The sequence below is a fragment of the Akkermansia sp. RCC_12PD genome (assembly GCF_036417355.1).
Taxonomy (GTDB): Bacteria; Verrucomicrobiota; Verrucomicrobiia; order Verrucomicrobiales; family Akkermansiaceae; genus Akkermansia.
Map to the genome: position 1 here is coordinate 1,270,414 of NZ_CP143889.1, position 14,643 is coordinate 1,285,056.

Genomic DNA, 14,643 nt, shown 5'->3' on the forward strand with positions numbered 1-14,643 from the left:
CGCAGATGTCAGTTTACGCTGACCCCCCCCTTCCCAATACATCCCCTTAAACAGGAAGAAAATCTCCTTGCCACACACAACAAACACTAAAAAATCCCCCCCCAAAAAAAAGCACCCCTAACAAGGGCGCCGGGCAGGCAGGATGAAGATCAATAAAAACTCTTCCCCCTGAAGCCCGGTGGCCAGAGCGCAGTGGTCCCACCCGGTCCCGTTCCGAACCCGGAAGTGAAACGCTGCCGCGCCAATGGTAGTCGGACGATAGGTCCCGCAAGAGTAGGTCGCCGCCGGGATTTTTTACCTCAAGCCCCTGAAGTTTAAACAACTCCAGGGGCTTGCTCTTTTCTTGAAAATATATATAAATAACATATCCTCCCATCCTTGATCAGTAAAAAAAATTGACCAAATGGCTGGTCTTTATATGGAATCCTGTCTGTGATCTTGTTCCGCTGAGGGAATCGCGTATGGTGGGTTTCCACTCAATTTTCGACATGAAAAAAATTCTGCTGTTTTTCCTGTTGGCGTGTTCTGTTTCCATGGCTTCAGCCAAAGAGTTGAAGGTTTTTTTGCTGACGGGCCAGTCCAACTCTTTAGGAGCAGTGAAGGGCAGTCCCGCTTCTCCGGAGCTGTTGGAGAAGTATGAACCGCAGACTACGCTGTACTGGCATGAGAATTTCGGGCAGCGGGAGGGAGTGTTTCCCGGTGCTTCCACGGCCTGGGAACAAGTCCGGCCTGCGATGCCGCGCTATAATGGCAATCTGTGCATGGGGCCGGAGTATGGATTTGCTTTTACCCTGGAAAAAAACGGCTGGTTCAAGGATGCGGATGTGGCAGTTGTGAAGGCTTCCAGGGACGGAGGGGACAATTCCCACTGGCAAAAGCACGGCCAGGCTTATCAGACGCTGGTGCAGGCTGTTAAAAACGCTTGCGGGGCCGTGGACAGGTCCAAATATTCCAAAGTGACGTTTTCCGGGCTCCTGTATTTGCAGGGGGAGAGCAACGCTGGCGCTTCCATCCCGGAAAGTGCGTCCCGTTTTCTGGGATTGCTGAAAGATTTGTCAGTGGATTTGAAACCCTACGGAGACACGTCCGCGCTGGCTGCGCAAAAGGCCATCATCGGGGAGAATGCCAACTGGGGCGGCAGGAATGAAACGGATGCGGAGACCGGGAATATTACCGGAGGGCTGAAAGGCCGCGATACCACAGTACAGGGAAAAACGACGCAGCAGGTCATGAAAAGTCTGGCGGCTTCCCGTCCGGGCATGGGCTATGTTCCTACCAGGGACCTGCCCAAGCTTACAGCCGGGGATAATATGGGAGTGCATTACAGTGGGAAGGCCCAAATCAGCATCGGTGCGCGGTTTGCCTATGAAGCGGCCCGGCTGGCGGGAAAGGAGGCTGGTTCTGTCCGCAGTGGTTGCTACGATGCTCCTCTGGGAACTCCGGAAGCATGGATGAACAGGAAACAGCCGGGAAAAAATATGTGCGTGTGGAATGTGGCTTCTTCCATCAAGCCGAGCGTGGTGTCCGGCACAGTAAAATTGTTCGGCATACAGGTGGAAGATCCGGCCGTGAATACGGTAGTGATTGAAGGTGCTGGCGCGCCCGGGGACAGGCTGATGATTGGCCCGGGAGGAATCCGCTTGGAGGAAGGGAAAAATCTGCTCATCAGGGGGAATGTTCAACTTGCGGGACGGCAGATCTGGAACGTTCCCGGCGGTTCTGCTGTAACGATGGCATCACAGGAGCCTGCGGTGCTGGACGGGAAGGCTCTGTCTGGGTTTTTGTCCGGACAGGCGGAAGTGCATGTCGTCCGGAAGGATGAAGGAGGGCAGAAAGGTGCGGCTGAAGTTGTATTCAGGAATGTACGGGCTTCCTCGTTGAAATGTTCCTGGGTGTTGTCCGCAGGAACGGAGATGTCTTTGGAGGGAATGGCCGGGCAGTTATTGAATTTGGGACGGATTACTGTCAGGAAAGGCGCGGTCCTGAATTTGAACGGAACCAGATTGCCCTCCGGCTCTGTCGTCAATGAAGGTGGTACGGTGAATGAATGACGGTAATGGGAAATAACATGTCTTGAGGTACTGCCGAGTGCGGTTTTCCCCGGCAGGGAGAACGCATGAAAATAATGGCATCCTTCCATGCAAATCCTGTGGGCTTTTGTTTGCCGCTTATTCACAATTCCGGCATGCGCGGGAATCCTTTTCAGGGCGGGGAAAAGGGATTTGCACACGCGGTTTATTCACAGGAGACGTGTTTGGGAAATATTGATGGTTAAGCCTTCTGCACTATATTTGGCGTACTTTTTTCTTTATGGGCGCGCTATATGGTAGTATGGTGCCGACATGAGATGTGTTCAGTGCGGTCATCTGGAAGATAAGGTCATCGACTCCCGCATGTCCAAGGACGGGACGACGATTCGCCGCCGCCGTGTCTGCCTGAGATGCGATTACCGCTACACGACGTATGAACAAATTGAGCGTACGGAGTTGCGCGTTGTGAAGAGGGACAACTTGCGGGAAGCCCTGAACCGTGAAAAAATTTTAAGGGGCCTTGTCAAAGCCTGTGAAAAGCGTCCCGTCAGCATGGACCGCCTGGACCGGGCGGTGGAGGAAATCATTTCCGAATTGCACCGGGACCACTTGCGGGAAGTACCGTCCAGCGAGATCGGCAAGAAGGTGATTGAAAAACTGTACGCCATCGATCCCGTGGCCTACATCCGCTACGTGTCCGTGTATCGCCAGTTTTCCAATGTGGAGGAATTCATTCAGGAGATCACCCAGATGCGCCACCAGACGCTGATTGATCCCCTCCAGCGCAAACTGCCCATTTTATAACGTCTTTCCATTCATTTCCCATGATCGGCTTCAGAAATAACAGACCTCTGCTCAAGCTTGGCGACTTCCTGATCGCCGAGTACGGAGAGCAGTGGCTGGCCGACGCGCTGGAATCCGCTGCGCGCCAGGCGGGAACGACTCTGCCGTTCAAGGAAGACCTGCTTGCTTCCGTCCGCTACTATCTGGAGCATGAATGCGACTTGTCCGTCATGTCCCTGTCCGACTTGTATGACCGCATCCGCCGCATGCTCCGGGACGTGGGCCTTTCCCATCTGGCCAGGGAATTGAAAGACATGACGCCGCCCATAACGGTCAGCGTGGCGGAGATCGCGCGTAGCGTGCCGTTCTGGCTGTTTTTTGATGGTGAGCTGAGGCAGTACCTTTCCCGCCTACGGGAGCAGGGCATTACCCGCTACCGCTTTACGGATAAAAAGGAATGCGTTCTGGCCCTGCAGGGAAAGAAGCGGTGGAGCAGTACCAGCCAGCATTTGCTGGAAGATTTGGACTTCCTGCTTTCCCGGTATGAGGAAGAGGATTCCGGTCATTGATCGGAGAACCGGCGAAAAGTTATTTCACGGCGTTTCCGTTCCGGCATGCGTTTGAGTTGCAGGGAGGGGATGCCGAGAACGAAGGCCTGGTACACTTCCTGCTTTTCCGGCAGTTGGAGGGCCCGGAGAAGGGGCTTGTATTTGAGCATCCGGCATCCCAGGACCAATCCTCCCATGTAGCAGCACCCCATACCCAGGGAGGTCATGGCCAGCATGATATTCTGGGAAATGACGGTGGCGTCTTCCCTGCCGGTTTGCAATGCTGCCGGTCCGGTTAGCAGGATCAGCGCCGAGGCTCCGTACAGAATGGGGTCTTCGCCCTGCGCCTGAGCCTGCTGGCGCAGGTTGTGCGTAGCGCTTTCAAAAATCACGGAACGATAGTCCCTCCGGTTCAGGGCCATTTTGAGGAAAAAGCGCGTCAGAGGGAACCGGGCCAGCTTCTCCAGTTTCCCGTACATGCGCATGGCCGCCTTCCTGATGTGGGAGAGGGCGTCCGGATGCTCGATGACTATCAGACGGATTTCCTGGGCGTTCAGGCCGGATTGGGAGTATTCCGCCACGCGGCGCATGAGGTCATAGGCCTCCCTGCCGACGGGAAGGGGTTTAAAATGCCGGACGCTCCTGGTTTTCATTAGCAGATTCAGGAATCCCTGCTCATCCGGGACGGAGCCGATAGGTTCCGTTTTTTTGACGGCGGCATGGCTGATGGCCTGCCGAGGGCAGACGGCGACGCAGTGGCCGCAGTCGATGCAGTGCTGTTCTGCGCCTTGTTCCAGGGAGTCGAACCCGCAAAAGCGGGTGAGGATGCATGCTTTTTTGCACAGGCCGCAATGGATGCACTTTTCTTGATCAATAGTCACTTTCATATCTGGTGAAATGGAATTCCGGCCAGAATAGGGCGACAGGGATTTTTTGACAAGTAGGCACTGTTTTGTAATATAGTACCCAAAAAGTTACTGAAGCCATGAAGAAACCCCCTTCCACCTACCGCTGTCCCTGCGGGGCAACTCTTTCCCTGATCGGGGGGAAATACAAAATCGTGATCCTCTGGTTTCTTTACCAGAACTCCGTTCTCCGGTTCAATGAACTGCACCGGCTGGTTCCGGAGGCCACGACCAAGATGCTTGCCCAGCAGCTCCGGGAATTGGAGGCGGACAGGCTGGTGGAGCGGAAAGTCTATCCCGTCGTTCCTCCGAAGGTGGAATATTCCCTGACGACGTTCGGCAGGAGCGTTCTTCCCGTGCTGGAAGCCATGAATGCGTGGGGAGCTTCCTATCTGGAGGCACACGGAGCCTGACCGTCCTCCTTCTCTCTTACAGATGTTTTGGAGCGGGGCCGTTGAGAATCTTGTCCGCCCGGGTCAGGGCGGCGTCAATATTCTCGCAAATGTTGTAGCGCTTCAATTCCCGGTAAAAGGGAGCGTGGCGGATGACATCCAGCGGCTGGGGCTGCACGCCGCAGACAAGCAGGGTACAGCCGTGTTCCCGGCACTGGTGGCAGAAGTCGGACAGGACGTTCAGACCGGTGGCGTCCAGCGCGGGAACCAATCGCATGCGCAGGATGACTACCTTCGTATCGTGTTCCAGAGTTTTCAGTACCTGGTCCTTGAATTGCTCCACTGCTCCGAAGAAGAAGGGGCCCTTGACATCAAACACCTCCACCCCTTCCGGGATATTGAGTTTGGCTGTGGAACGGTCTCCGCTGTCTTCGGAATCGTCGTCCAGAAGTTCGTTCTTGATGGCGGAAACGTCGCTGATCTGGGCCATCCGGCCCATGAAGAGCAGGGCGGCCAGCACCACGCCCACCTCCACGGCCACGACCAGGTCCACAAAGACGGTTAGCAGAAAGGTGATCACCAGCACGGCCGCGTCCTGCCGCGGCCCTTTCAGCAGGCGGCTGAAGGTGTGCATTTCGCTCATGTTATAGCACACCACTGTCAGGATCCCTGCCAGCACGGCCAGAGGGATTTGCTGGGCGTATTGCGCGAAGGCCATCAGGATGGCAAGCAGCGTCAGGGAATGAATCATCCCGGAAACGGGGCTTTTTGCTCCCGCCTTGATGTTGGTGGCCGTGCGGGCAATTGCTCCGGTGGCAGGAATGCCGCCGAACAGCGCGGAACCGATGTTGCCGATTCCCTGGGCGATAAGCTCCATGTTCGGCTTGTGCCGTCCGCCCGTCATGCCGTCCGCCACGGAGGCGCTCAGCAGGGATTCAATGGCCGCCAGCAGAGCGATGGTGAAGGCGGGCGCCGTCAGCGCGCCCACGTTGTGCCAGTCGATGTGGGGGAGGGAGGGCAATGGCAAGGTGTTCGGCAGGCTGCCGAAGGCCTGCCCGATGGTGGCTACGGGGAGTGTGAAAGCCACGGAAACGGCCGTCATTCCCAGCATGCCTACCAGCATAGCCGGGCCCTTGGGCCAGAAGCGGCGGCTCAGCAGGGTAAGGATGACGGTTCCGGCGGCCAGTCCCAGCGCGGCCCAGTTGACGGTGTGGAAGTGCTGGAAGTAACACGCCCATTTGTCAATGAAGTCACCGGGAATTTTCTCTGCAATGGTGAGGCCGAAGATGTCCTTGATCTGCGTGGAGAAAATCACTACGGCGATGCCGGAGGTGAACCCCGTGGTGACGGGGAAGGGGATGAAGCGGATGAGCGCCCCCATGCGGCAGACGCCGAAGATGATGAGAAAGACGCCCGCCATCAAGGTGCAGATCAGCAGGCCAGAGGCGTGATACTGTTCCAGCACGCCCATAATGATAATCACAAAGGCGCCTGTGGGGCCGCCTATCTGGTACTTGCTGCCGCTGAACAGGGAAATGAGGAACCCGGCCACAATGGCGGTGACAAGCCCTTGGGACGGGGAAAGCCCGCATGCAATGGCGAAGGCCATGGCCAGAGGAATGGCTACGACGCCCACGGTCAGGCCTGCAAAGAGGTCTGAGAAAAAAGTTTGCTTGGTGTAGGTTTTGAGAGAGGAAACGAGAGCTGGTTTGAACATGGCTGCCGGATCTGGAGGCTATGGCGTTGGGCCATGGCCGGGGATGGTTGAAAATTCCCCCCTGTCTGCGCCTGAGGGCGCGCCGCGGAGGCGGACGGCTGTTTCTCCGTTCCGGCCGCCTCCTGGAGCCATGCTATTTGGAAAGGATGTTTTCCCAGCAGGCGATGCGGCGGCGGGTGTTTTCGGAATTGGGAGCCCCCGGGTTGGTACGCTGGGAGAAGGCTTTTGTCAATTCAAATACACTGCGCGCATCCGTTCCGTAAGCGTCCGAGATGGAAGCGAATTGTTCGTCGCTCAACTGATTGAGCGGTGTTCCGGTGGAAATGCTCATGGCAACCGCCTTGCCGACCAGTTCGTGGGCCTTGCGGAAGGGAACGCCGCGGCGCACCAGGTAATCCGCCAGGTCGGTGGCCAGCAGCATGGGGTCGGATGCCGCTTCCAGGGCGCGCTCCGTGTTGACCGTCATGGCGGCGATCATCTCCGCGTTGACATCCAGGGCCAGCTTGATGGTGTCGATGGAATCGAAAAGCGGTTCCTTGTCTTCCTGAAGATCGCGGTTGTAGGTCAGCGGCAGGCCCTTGACGGCTACCATGACGGCGGTGAGGTTGCCGTACAGCCGCCCCGTCTTGCCGCGGGTCAGTTCCGCGACGTCCGGATTCTTCTTCTGGGGCATCAGGGAGGACCCCGTCGTATGGGCGTCGGAAAGGGTGGCAAAGCCGAATTCCGCCGTGCACCACAGGATGACGTCTTCGCTCAGGCGGGAAAGATGGGCGCCGATGACGGCCAGGTCGAACAGGGTTTCCATGATGTAGTCCCGGTCCGCAATAGCGTCCATGGAATTCTCCGTGACGGCGTCAAAACCCAGTTCCACGGCTATTCCGTGGCGGTCCAGGCAAATGGTGGAACCGGCAATGGCTCCGGAACCCAGCGGAGAAACGTTCAGCCGCCTGCGGCAGTCCTTCAGGCGGTCCGCGTCCCGGTTCAGCATTTCCACGTAGGCCAGGAGATGGTGGCCCATCGTGACGGGCTGGGCGCGCTGAAGATGGGTGTAGCCGGGCATCATGGCATCCGCGTATTCTCTGGCCTTCATGACCAGGGCCCTCTGCAGGCGGCGCACCTTTTCCAGAATTTCATCGATCTCCGTGCGGCAGTAGAGGCGCGTGTCCGTAGCCACCTGGTCATTGCGGGAGCGGGCCGTGTGCAGCTTGGCGCCGGGCGCGCCGATGCGGCGGGTCAGCTCGCTCTCAATATTCATGTGCACGTCTTCCAGCTCCCGGCTCCACGTGAAGTTTCCTTCTTCAATGTCCTTCAGGATGCCTTGGAGGCCGGATTCGATGGCGTCGAACTCTTCCCGGTTGAGCAATCCTGCCTTGAGCTGCGCCCGCGCATGGGCAATGGACCCGGCAATGTCCTGGCGGAAGAGCCTCCAGTCGTAGGAGACGGACTCGCCATAGCGTTGGACCAGGTCTGCGGTGGGTTTAGAAAATCTGCCTTTCCACATGACCCACTTGTTTTGCCCCAAGCCGCGCAGTTTTAAAAGCCTGAAATGGGTAATAGAATCAAATGGCTTTCCGGGGCGGTCCAGATTCCCTGACGTCCCAGAACCGGGAAGCGTCCTGCCGGGAAATATCCTGCATGTTCAGGTAGCGGGATTTGAGCAAATGAAGGCCGGAATGGCCCATTTCATATTGAAGTTCCGTGAAATTGCGGAAATGCTTGGCGTGGTAGCTTGCATAAGTGTGTCTCAGCACATCCTGTATCCAGGGGAGGCCGTGCGCCGCGTTCCATCCGGCGTGCTGCCGGACGCGCCGCCATTTCTCCGCCCAGTTGGGCGGACAGACGGGATCTTCTTTCCGGGATGGCTGCGCCTCCTTAAGCAACCGGTGCAGGACGGGATGGATTTGAACGTGCCGGCTCCCTCCCGTCTTGCTGTGAAGGGCTTTCAGGCAAACGACCCGCTCCTCCATATTGACGGCGTCCCAGGTGAGGCGTTCTACCTCTGCCGGACGGATTCCCGCATACAGCATCAGGCCCAGCGGCGGGATGCATGCGCTGCCGTAGAGCTGCCGGGCTGAATGGAACAGAGTGCGGATTTCCGTTATAACCAAGGGACGGATCGCTTGTTCACGCAGGGGAGGCAATTCTATTTGTAACGCCGGATTTTCCGCACACCAGCCGCGTTTGAGTGCCGTGGAGAAAATGCCGCTTAAAACCACCCTTGCCTTGTGCTGCTGGCGGAGCGTGGAAAAAGTGCGCCGTATGCAATCGGCGCATTCCTGCATGTACATGGCTCTTAAAGGCCTGGTTTTCAGCTCCGGGCAGCTCTTCATCAGCCGTGTGCAGATGTAGTTGATTTCCGCCAGCGTGCGCGGTCTGCGGTGCTGTTTGGCCTTCAGGGTTTCCTCCACCCCCTGATGGAAGGAAACGGTTTTTTCCCGTTGATGCAGTTCCTTTTTTCCCAGCTGAATGCACAATCTGGCTCTCATGATGCCTTTTCCGCGGCCGCCCAGGCCTTGGTACAGTTCACGGACGAGGAGGGCCGCCTCCAGAATGCTGATTCCGGTATCTTCGATGAGTTTGACGGCGGCGATATTCGTTAATTGATCAGGGGTGTGCGTGGCCATGGCAGTTGATATTAGTGCCATCGGATTCTCAATCCGTAATCAAGCAAAAAATGTTTTTTTAGTATGGACTGGTTTTCAAGATGATATGATTATTGTTGAGATTCTTTGTTTCGTTTGAGTGATTGAAGGATACAGGCTGGGTGTTACATAAAAGGTGCTACTTCAACAGACAAATTGTTGTCTGTACGGATTGAGAATCCGCTACATTGAAAACGTCAAGGCAAGTCTTTGGCATTTTATTGATATTCAACAGTTAATATATTTATGAAGAAGTATGTTTTATCTACACTGGTGTGCGGAGTTGCGTGTTCCGCCGGATTCGCAGACGCCGCTCCTCGGAAAACTCTTTCCGATTACTCTACTCCACCTTCAAACATCATCAAGGATGCGGAATTGATGATTAACGCAGAATATACTGCTATTGATTATGACAAGGGGGATGCTGTTCCTGACCATTTATACGGTTTTCGAGTAGATTGGCGGCGGAATTTTGCCATTGAACAAAAAAGTTTTTGGAATGCCGGCATTTCTTTAGGTTATGCTCAAGGTAGTGAGCATGATGTGGATGTTTCTCATCTGACTTTGAACCTAGGTATTGATTATAATATAGCGGTAGGACAAAGAACTTATTTCTTTGTAGGTACTCGTATTGGAATGAATCAGATCGAGACAAAATTTAAAGATGAAGAATCTACGACGACCAACAGAGCTCAAATGGGTCTGGGTCTGGGCATTAAGCATTATTTCCCCAATTCTAATAATTGCCTGATTTTTGGTTTACAGCGAATGATGGTTAATTGTCAGATCAACGTCGTTTCGACGACGACGGCATATGTTGGTTACAGTTTTGCCTTTTAGGCAATGAAGATAAGGGGAATGGGCTGGGTGTTTTGCATGACGCATCCATGTCCCATTCCGCGAAATAAATGGAATATTTTGTACTCCTTCAGTTGGAGAAAATTTCATGAGTAGGATGCCGGCAAATCCGGAAATTGAGAGATTCCGCGTTTTCCGGAAGTTGAACATGGAGCGGAAGCGATGGCGAGCATACGGAAAGTGCTGGCGGGCGGCGGATCATATACGTCATATCAATTCCCTTTATCCAGCAGAGCAGGTCAAGTCCGGCGAGGAAGTGTTGGCCGAATTCAGGAGAATTATCCGGGAAAGGAACGCATTGCCCTTCCGTGATATTGTGTCGGACTATTTTAGAATAGGCTTGAATTATAAAGATAGAAAATTCGAAGATTTTGTACTTTGGAATGAATGGGACTCTACTCGGAAAAAATTGGATCGTTTGGTCACTCATGAAATAGATGTTCTACTCATTAAACCGAAACAGAACTTTTTTTTCACCCGCCGTGGTATTCCCATGCCGGAACGTCTGGGTGTTCTTGTGAGGGGAGATGCGCAACCCGTAATAATTAGCGCCAATAATGAAAAAGAGTTGCTTGCAGAAGCTTTAAACAGGTACGAGATAGGGCTGTTCAGCAAACCCTATGATACTTGTGGCGGTTTTTGTTGCATGAAAATTCTCCCTGGGGATACCAGTGGGTGTCTGGTAAACGGACAGTACCGGAGTTGGTTGGAACTGAATGATTCTTTGCAAGGGTTTCCCCCCTTATTGATTGAACAGGTGGTAACTCAGCACGCGAAAATTTCTGCTTTTCATATGCAAAGTATTAATACACTCCGTTTGTGGACTATAAGAGACAACTCAGGGAGAATTTGTTTTCTGGATGGCATTATCAGAATAGGAGTTGGCGGATCCTGTACGGACAATGCCAAGACTGGGGGAGTTTGCGTAGGTTTGGACCATGAGGGCGTGATGGGTGACTGGGGCTGTTGCGTTTACAAGATTCCTTCCCTGATTATGGACAGACATCCGGATAGTGGCCTGATATTCAAAGGAACGAAAATACCCGGTTTTCAGGAAGCTGTAGAGCTGATTATCCGGGCGCACGAATGTTTTTCCAAACATGTATTTGCCATTGCTTGGGATGTGGCTGTTACGCAGAAAGGTCCCCTGATTATTGAGTCTAATCCCCACGGAGGTACTGTGACCATGCAGCGTATGCATGGCGGCTGGATGTTTGTTTACAGAAGATTGCAGAAACAATTATTAAAAACTAAATCCGTATGCTAACTAGAAAACAAAAACAACCGGAGACAACTGGGGAAAGACCTTTAAAAACGTCGGTTCGTAAAAAAATTGCAGATACCCGGCGTTTGTATGGTAAAGATCGTGCGAAAATACGCGCACTCTTGGACGAATGTGACCCGAATGAAATCAAATCAGAGGAGGAAGTCTTGGCAGATATCAAAAAAATTATCTGGGAGTATGATGGCAATCTGAAACATCTGAAAAAAGAGTATTTTGATGAGCATCTCCATTCTAAAGGCAGAAATGTAAGTGAATTTTGCACTTGGGATGAATGGATTCGATGGAATTTAGTTCTGGCTCAGGCTTCCGGCGAAATGGCCAACATATTGCTCGATAAGAATCGCACCAGGCAGTATTTGCGCGGTCATTCTATTCCTGTATCAATGAGTTTTGGTGAAGCTGTCTGGAAACAGAATATGCCTGTATGCCGGCTTACAGGAGGAGAAATGAGAAAGTTGAGCGATTTGCTGGCTTCGGCAAAGGATCTGTTCTTAAAACCTATAGACTCATATCAGGGGAAGGGGTGCATGAAACTTCAGGCAACTGATATAAAGGAGGGGTGTTTGGTAGATGGACATTTCATAAAATGGGAAGAACTAAAGGACAGATTTGAGGATGGGCCTCTAATTGTAGAGGAATTGGTACGGGGGCATTCCCGGCTGTCTGCTTTCCATCCTTCTTCACTGAATACTTTGCGTATAGTAACCATGTATACTCCCGGAGGAAAAATAGAGGTACTTTTCTCATTGTTTAGAATGGGAGCCGGAAGTTCAAGTATTGATAACTGGTGCTCCGGAGGGTTGTGTGTAAAAATTAATTCTGATGGTAAATTGGTAAATAGAGGCTTTTTTGAGGATTTAAGTAAGGGGGCGTGCGAACGCCATCCTGACACAGGAATCTCGTTTGCCGGTTTTCAGGTTCCATTCTATAAGGAGTCCGTAGAGCTTGCGCTGAAAGCGCATTATGAGTGCCCTCAGATGTTCAGTGTTGGCTGGGATATTGCCGTTACCGAGAAGGGTCCTCTGGTTCAGGAAGGTAATGTGCATTGGGCGTTGTTTCAACCTATTCATGGAGGGTTGCGTCCATTGTTGAATTGCTGGCTGCGCCCCAATGCCTTGGCCGTCATGAATAATCAACCTCGTCCATGGTGTCATGAAGGCTCCTTGCATTAACAGGAGTTACAGTACGTTCCCTTACACGGTTCCGGACACTCTTTACCAATGCCTGACGGGCTTGGAGCATTTCATTTACTATCCTAATCCCGGCAATTTGGGAGATGAGTTGATTGCCGCCTCCACCGTGACACTTTTTGACCGGATTGGGCTAAGTTATGAAGTATATGAAGAAGGGAAAGATTACGGGGAAGCCTACACACTGGTGTATGGCGGTGGCGGAGGTTTGGTGTCTGAATGGGGTTGGCATGAGGTGATGGCTCCTGTCTTTTCCTCTCCGGGATTGTCGCGGTGTGTGATTTTACCTCACAGCATCCGCGGGTGCAGGAGTATTCTGCGGTTGATGGACGAAAGGTTTACAGTGTTTTGTCGGGAGCACCGCAGTTTGGAATACTGCCGGAAGTTTAATCAAAAAGCGTTTTTTCTGCCAGCGGATGATATGGCTTTTTATTTTTCTCTTCTCCTGCTGCCTTCATGGGAGTCCTTGGTTGAAAGGTGTGCGGAACCGGGCATCCTGCTTCGATTGTTCTCCGGCATGAATCTGATCAAAGAGCGGGAGGCCCATCTCTGCCGTTTTTACCGCAAGACCTGCCGTCGCCTGCTCAGGCATCTTTCCTCCCGGGTTCAGTTCCTGGAAGACGGCCGCCGTGTGGGCTGGTTTTTAAGAGAGGACCAGGAAAGGGATGAAGCCTTTGCTTCCTGTCTTCCCCCGGTCCCCCGCATGGATGTTTCCCGTTACGGGGGAGGAGATTGCCGCTGGCACGACTATAACATGATGGGCGTTTACATGCTCCTGCATGCCGTCAACGCGGTGGATGTGGTGGTCACGGATCGATTGCACGTTTCTATTGCCGCAGCCATGGCAGGCAGGGAGACGATGATGATCGATAACTCGTATGGAAAGCTTTCCGGAGTTCATGAACAGTCCATGAAGTCGCTATCGCATGTAAGCTTTTGCAGAAACATGGAGGAGCTTCTCCTTCAGCTCAGAAGGAGCAATGTACCCGTACCGAATCATGAGCGGAGAGATTGAGATAGAAAAACCCAGGATGATGGCGGATGGTGGCGTGGAGCTTTCCGCTTGCCTCCGTATTGGAGTGAGACGCTGGAAGCAATATTTGAGGGTCCGGGGAGACTCTCTCCATCCTGATCGGCTGGATAACAGCGGGGATGTATGGGCCGTGCTGTTTCTGCATAAAATGATGGAGTACGGGGGCCGTTACAAGGTGCGCGGAGCAGTGTCCGCATCTCTCTTGACCGGGTTGGACCGCTATGTGACGGCCTGGGTTAATTTGCAGCCTGCCCAGTATGGGGCCGTGACTTTGGAGCCGGAGGTGGTGGAAGACGATAATGGCAGAGTCCTGCAGCCTGGATGTTTGGCCTGTTTTTCAGGCGGCCTGGATGCCTGTTTCACGGCTTTCCGGCATGCGAGGGGGCTGGCCGGTGCACAGAATCAGCGGCTGAAAGCCTGCCTGATGATAAGAGGCGCCGACATCCGCAAGGATAAGGAAGTTGACTGGAACGGGGCTTCCCGCATAGCCAGGGAATTGGTGGAGGACCTGGGCATCCCGCAGTTTTATACGGTGGAAACGAATTTCCGCGATATGCACTGTGCTTACGGCATGTCCTACTTTTCCATGCTGGTGGCGTGCATGAGGGTGTTTGGGAGGCAATACGGGCATTTGATGCTGGGGAGTGATAATTGTTTCCGGTATTTCCACTTGGCCAGCGGCAACAATCCGGTGACGAATCATTTCCTTTCCTCCCACGGGGTGGAAATCGTTACGGACGGTTCCGAATATACCCGCACGGAGAAAGCCGCTGTGGTTGCGTCATGGCCACTGGCTTTGCGGAAGCTCCGCGTATGTTATCAGGGGAAGGATTTGTCCCGCAATTGCGGAACGTGTGAAAAATGCAAAAGGACACGGCTGAATTTCCTTGCGGTCGGAGTGGAGGATTTACCCTGCATGCCGCCACTGCAGAGTGAGAAGGAGTTGCTTGATTTCACCATGACTCCTGTGGAACAGCTGGAAATGTCTCTACTGCTGGAATATCTGGATGCCCATCCGCTGAAGCAGGTACCGGCTTGGGAGGAGCATTTGCGCGCCATGTCAGACAAGCCTCTCCCTCCTGTATCGGAAAAAAAGTGCTGGTTTTCCCGTTTCGCGCAATGGTTCAGGCAAACAGCCGTGCGCATGGGGGTAAGGACACGTTGCAGCCGTGATCACAGATGCCGCTGTGAACCCTCCCCTTTTGTGCGGATCAGCCGTGAAGGGAAACCGGATTTCTCTACCGATGACTGGAATTAGTT

At 53.5% G+C, this 14,643-nt stretch carries 13 protein-coding genes and 1 rRNA gene; 10 read left to right on the plus strand and 4 right to left on the minus strand.

What is annotated here, in order from left to right:
• The first annotated feature begins 174 nt into the window (after positions 1-174).
• From rrf to V3C20_RS05315, 4 genes are all read left to right on the plus strand, one after another.
• Positions 175-290, plus strand: a 5S ribosomal RNA gene (gene rrf / locus V3C20_RS05300).
• A gap of 198 nt (positions 291-488) precedes the next feature.
• On the plus strand, positions 489-2,051 hold the full coding sequence (locus tag V3C20_RS05305; protein WP_161981363.1) for a sialate O-acetylesterase: 1,563 nt from the start codon (positions 489-491) through the stop codon (positions 2,049-2,051).
• Positions 2,052-2,342: 291 nt separating this feature from the next.
• The gene (gene nrdR, locus V3C20_RS05310) at positions 2,343-2,834 is read left to right on the plus strand and encodes a transcriptional regulator NrdR (RefSeq protein ID WP_012419886.1); all 492 of its coding nucleotides are present in this window, start codon (positions 2,343-2,345) and stop codon (positions 2,832-2,834) included.
• A 20-nt stretch (positions 2,835-2,854) separates the two neighbouring features.
• Complete coding sequence (locus V3C20_RS05315; protein WP_130084139.1) at positions 2,855-3,382, plus strand: hypothetical protein; 528 nt, start codon at positions 2,855-2,857, stop codon at positions 3,380-3,382.
• On the opposite strand, the gene V3C20_RS05320 is transcribed toward V3C20_RS05315, so the two are convergent.
• The gene (locus V3C20_RS05320) at positions 3,376-4,248 is read right to left on the minus strand and encodes a nitroreductase family protein (protein ID WP_130084140.1); all 873 of its coding nucleotides are present in this window, start codon (positions 4,246-4,248) and stop codon (positions 3,376-3,378) included. The genes V3C20_RS05315 and V3C20_RS05320 overlap by 7 nt on opposite strands.
• 98 nt (positions 4,249-4,346) lie before the next feature.
• Between V3C20_RS05320 and V3C20_RS05325 the strand changes: the two genes are divergently transcribed.
• Entirely contained in the window at positions 4,347-4,679 is a 333-nt protein-coding gene (locus V3C20_RS05325; RefSeq protein ID WP_130084141.1) for a helix-turn-helix domain-containing protein, read from the plus strand.
• A 16-nt stretch (positions 4,680-4,695) separates the two neighbouring features.
• Here the strand turns inward: V3C20_RS05325 and V3C20_RS05330 are convergent, their stop codons facing one another.
• The 3 genes from V3C20_RS05330 to V3C20_RS05340 form a co-directional block, all read right to left on the minus strand.
• Positions 4,696-6,375 carry a SulP family inorganic anion transporter gene (locus V3C20_RS05330; protein ID WP_130084142.1) on the minus strand — a complete coding sequence of 560 codons (1,680 nt, stop codon included), beginning with the start codon at positions 6,373-6,375 and terminating at the stop codon, positions 4,696-4,698.
• Positions 6,376-6,508: 133 nt separating this feature from the next.
• Complete coding sequence (argH, locus tag V3C20_RS05335; protein ID WP_130084143.1) at positions 6,509-7,876, minus strand: argininosuccinate lyase; 1,368 nt, start codon at positions 7,874-7,876, stop codon at positions 6,509-6,511.
• A gap of 58 nt (positions 7,877-7,934) precedes the next feature.
• A complete protein-coding gene (locus V3C20_RS05340) occupies positions 7,935-8,999 on the minus strand; it encodes a tyrosine-type recombinase/integrase (protein ID WP_161981364.1) in 1,065 nt (354 codons plus the stop codon).
• A gap of 264 nt (positions 9,000-9,263) precedes the next feature.
• Here V3C20_RS05340 and V3C20_RS05345 point away from each other — a divergent pair, with 264 nt between their 5' ends.
• The 5 genes from V3C20_RS05345 (at position 9,264) to V3C20_RS05365 (ending at position 14,641) form a co-directional block, all read left to right on the plus strand.
• Entirely contained in the window at positions 9,264-9,857 is a 594-nt protein-coding gene (locus V3C20_RS05345) for a hypothetical protein (RefSeq protein ID WP_130084145.1), read from the plus strand.
• Between the two features lie 106 nt (positions 9,858-9,963).
• Positions 9,964-11,142 carry a sugar-transfer associated ATP-grasp domain-containing protein gene (locus V3C20_RS05350; protein WP_330935434.1) on the plus strand — a complete coding sequence of 393 codons (1,179 nt, stop codon included), beginning with the start codon at positions 9,964-9,966 and terminating at the stop codon, positions 11,140-11,142.
• Positions 11,136-12,332 carry a sugar-transfer associated ATP-grasp domain-containing protein gene (locus V3C20_RS05355; RefSeq protein WP_130084147.1) on the plus strand — a complete coding sequence of 399 codons (1,197 nt, stop codon included), beginning with the start codon at positions 11,136-11,138 and terminating at the stop codon, positions 12,330-12,332. The genes V3C20_RS05350 and V3C20_RS05355 overlap by 7 nt, the downstream gene beginning before the upstream one ends.
• Positions 12,313-13,365 carry a polysaccharide pyruvyl transferase family protein gene (locus V3C20_RS05360; RefSeq protein ID WP_130084148.1) on the plus strand — a complete coding sequence of 351 codons (1,053 nt, stop codon included), beginning with the start codon at positions 12,313-12,315 and terminating at the stop codon, positions 13,363-13,365. Before V3C20_RS05355 ends, V3C20_RS05360 begins: the two co-directional genes overlap by 20 nt.
• A complete protein-coding gene (locus V3C20_RS05365; protein ID WP_130084149.1) occupies positions 13,349-14,641 on the plus strand; it encodes a hypothetical protein in 1,293 nt (430 codons plus the stop codon). Before V3C20_RS05360 ends, V3C20_RS05365 begins: the two co-directional genes overlap by 17 nt.
• The last annotated feature ends 2 nt before the right edge of the window (positions 14,642-14,643 follow it).

Coding starts and splice junctions, on each gene's coding strand:
- V3C20_RS05350 (WP_330935434.1), top strand. CDS start 9,964: ATGAGTAGGATGCCGGCAAATCCGGAAATTGAGAGATTCCGCGTTTTC.
- V3C20_RS05305 (WP_161981363.1), top strand. CDS start 489: ATGAAAAAAATTCTGCTGTTTTTCCTGTTGGCGTGTTCTGTTTCCATG.
- V3C20_RS05360 (WP_130084148.1), top strand. CDS start 12,313: ATGAAGGCTCCTTGCATTAACAGGAGTTACAGTACGTTCCCTTACACG.
- V3C20_RS05340 (WP_161981364.1), bottom strand. CDS start 8,999: ATGGCCACGCACACCCCTGATCAATTAACGAATATCGCCGCCGTCAAA.
- V3C20_RS05320 (WP_130084140.1), bottom strand. CDS start 4,248: ATGAAAGTGACTATTGATCAAGAAAAGTGCATCCATTGCGGCCTGTGC.
- nrdR (WP_012419886.1), top strand. CDS start 2,343: ATGAGATGTGTTCAGTGCGGTCATCTGGAAGATAAGGTCATCGACTCC.
- V3C20_RS05330 (WP_130084142.1), bottom strand. CDS start 6,375: ATGTTCAAACCAGCTCTCGTTTCCTCTCTCAAAACCTACACCAAGCAA.
- V3C20_RS05325 (WP_130084141.1), top strand. CDS start 4,347: ATGAAGAAACCCCCTTCCACCTACCGCTGTCCCTGCGGGGCAACTCTT.
- V3C20_RS05355 (WP_130084147.1), top strand. CDS start 11,136: ATGCTAACTAGAAAACAAAAACAACCGGAGACAACTGGGGAAAGACCT.
- argH (WP_130084143.1), bottom strand. CDS start 7,876: ATGTGGAAAGGCAGATTTTCTAAACCCACCGCAGACCTGGTCCAACGC.
- V3C20_RS05365 (WP_130084149.1), top strand. CDS start 13,349: ATGAGCGGAGAGATTGAGATAGAAAAACCCAGGATGATGGCGGATGGT.
- V3C20_RS05315 (WP_130084139.1), top strand. CDS start 2,855: ATGATCGGCTTCAGAAATAACAGACCTCTGCTCAAGCTTGGCGACTTC.
- V3C20_RS05345 (WP_130084145.1), top strand. CDS start 9,264: ATGAAGAAGTATGTTTTATCTACACTGGTGTGCGGAGTTGCGTGTTCC.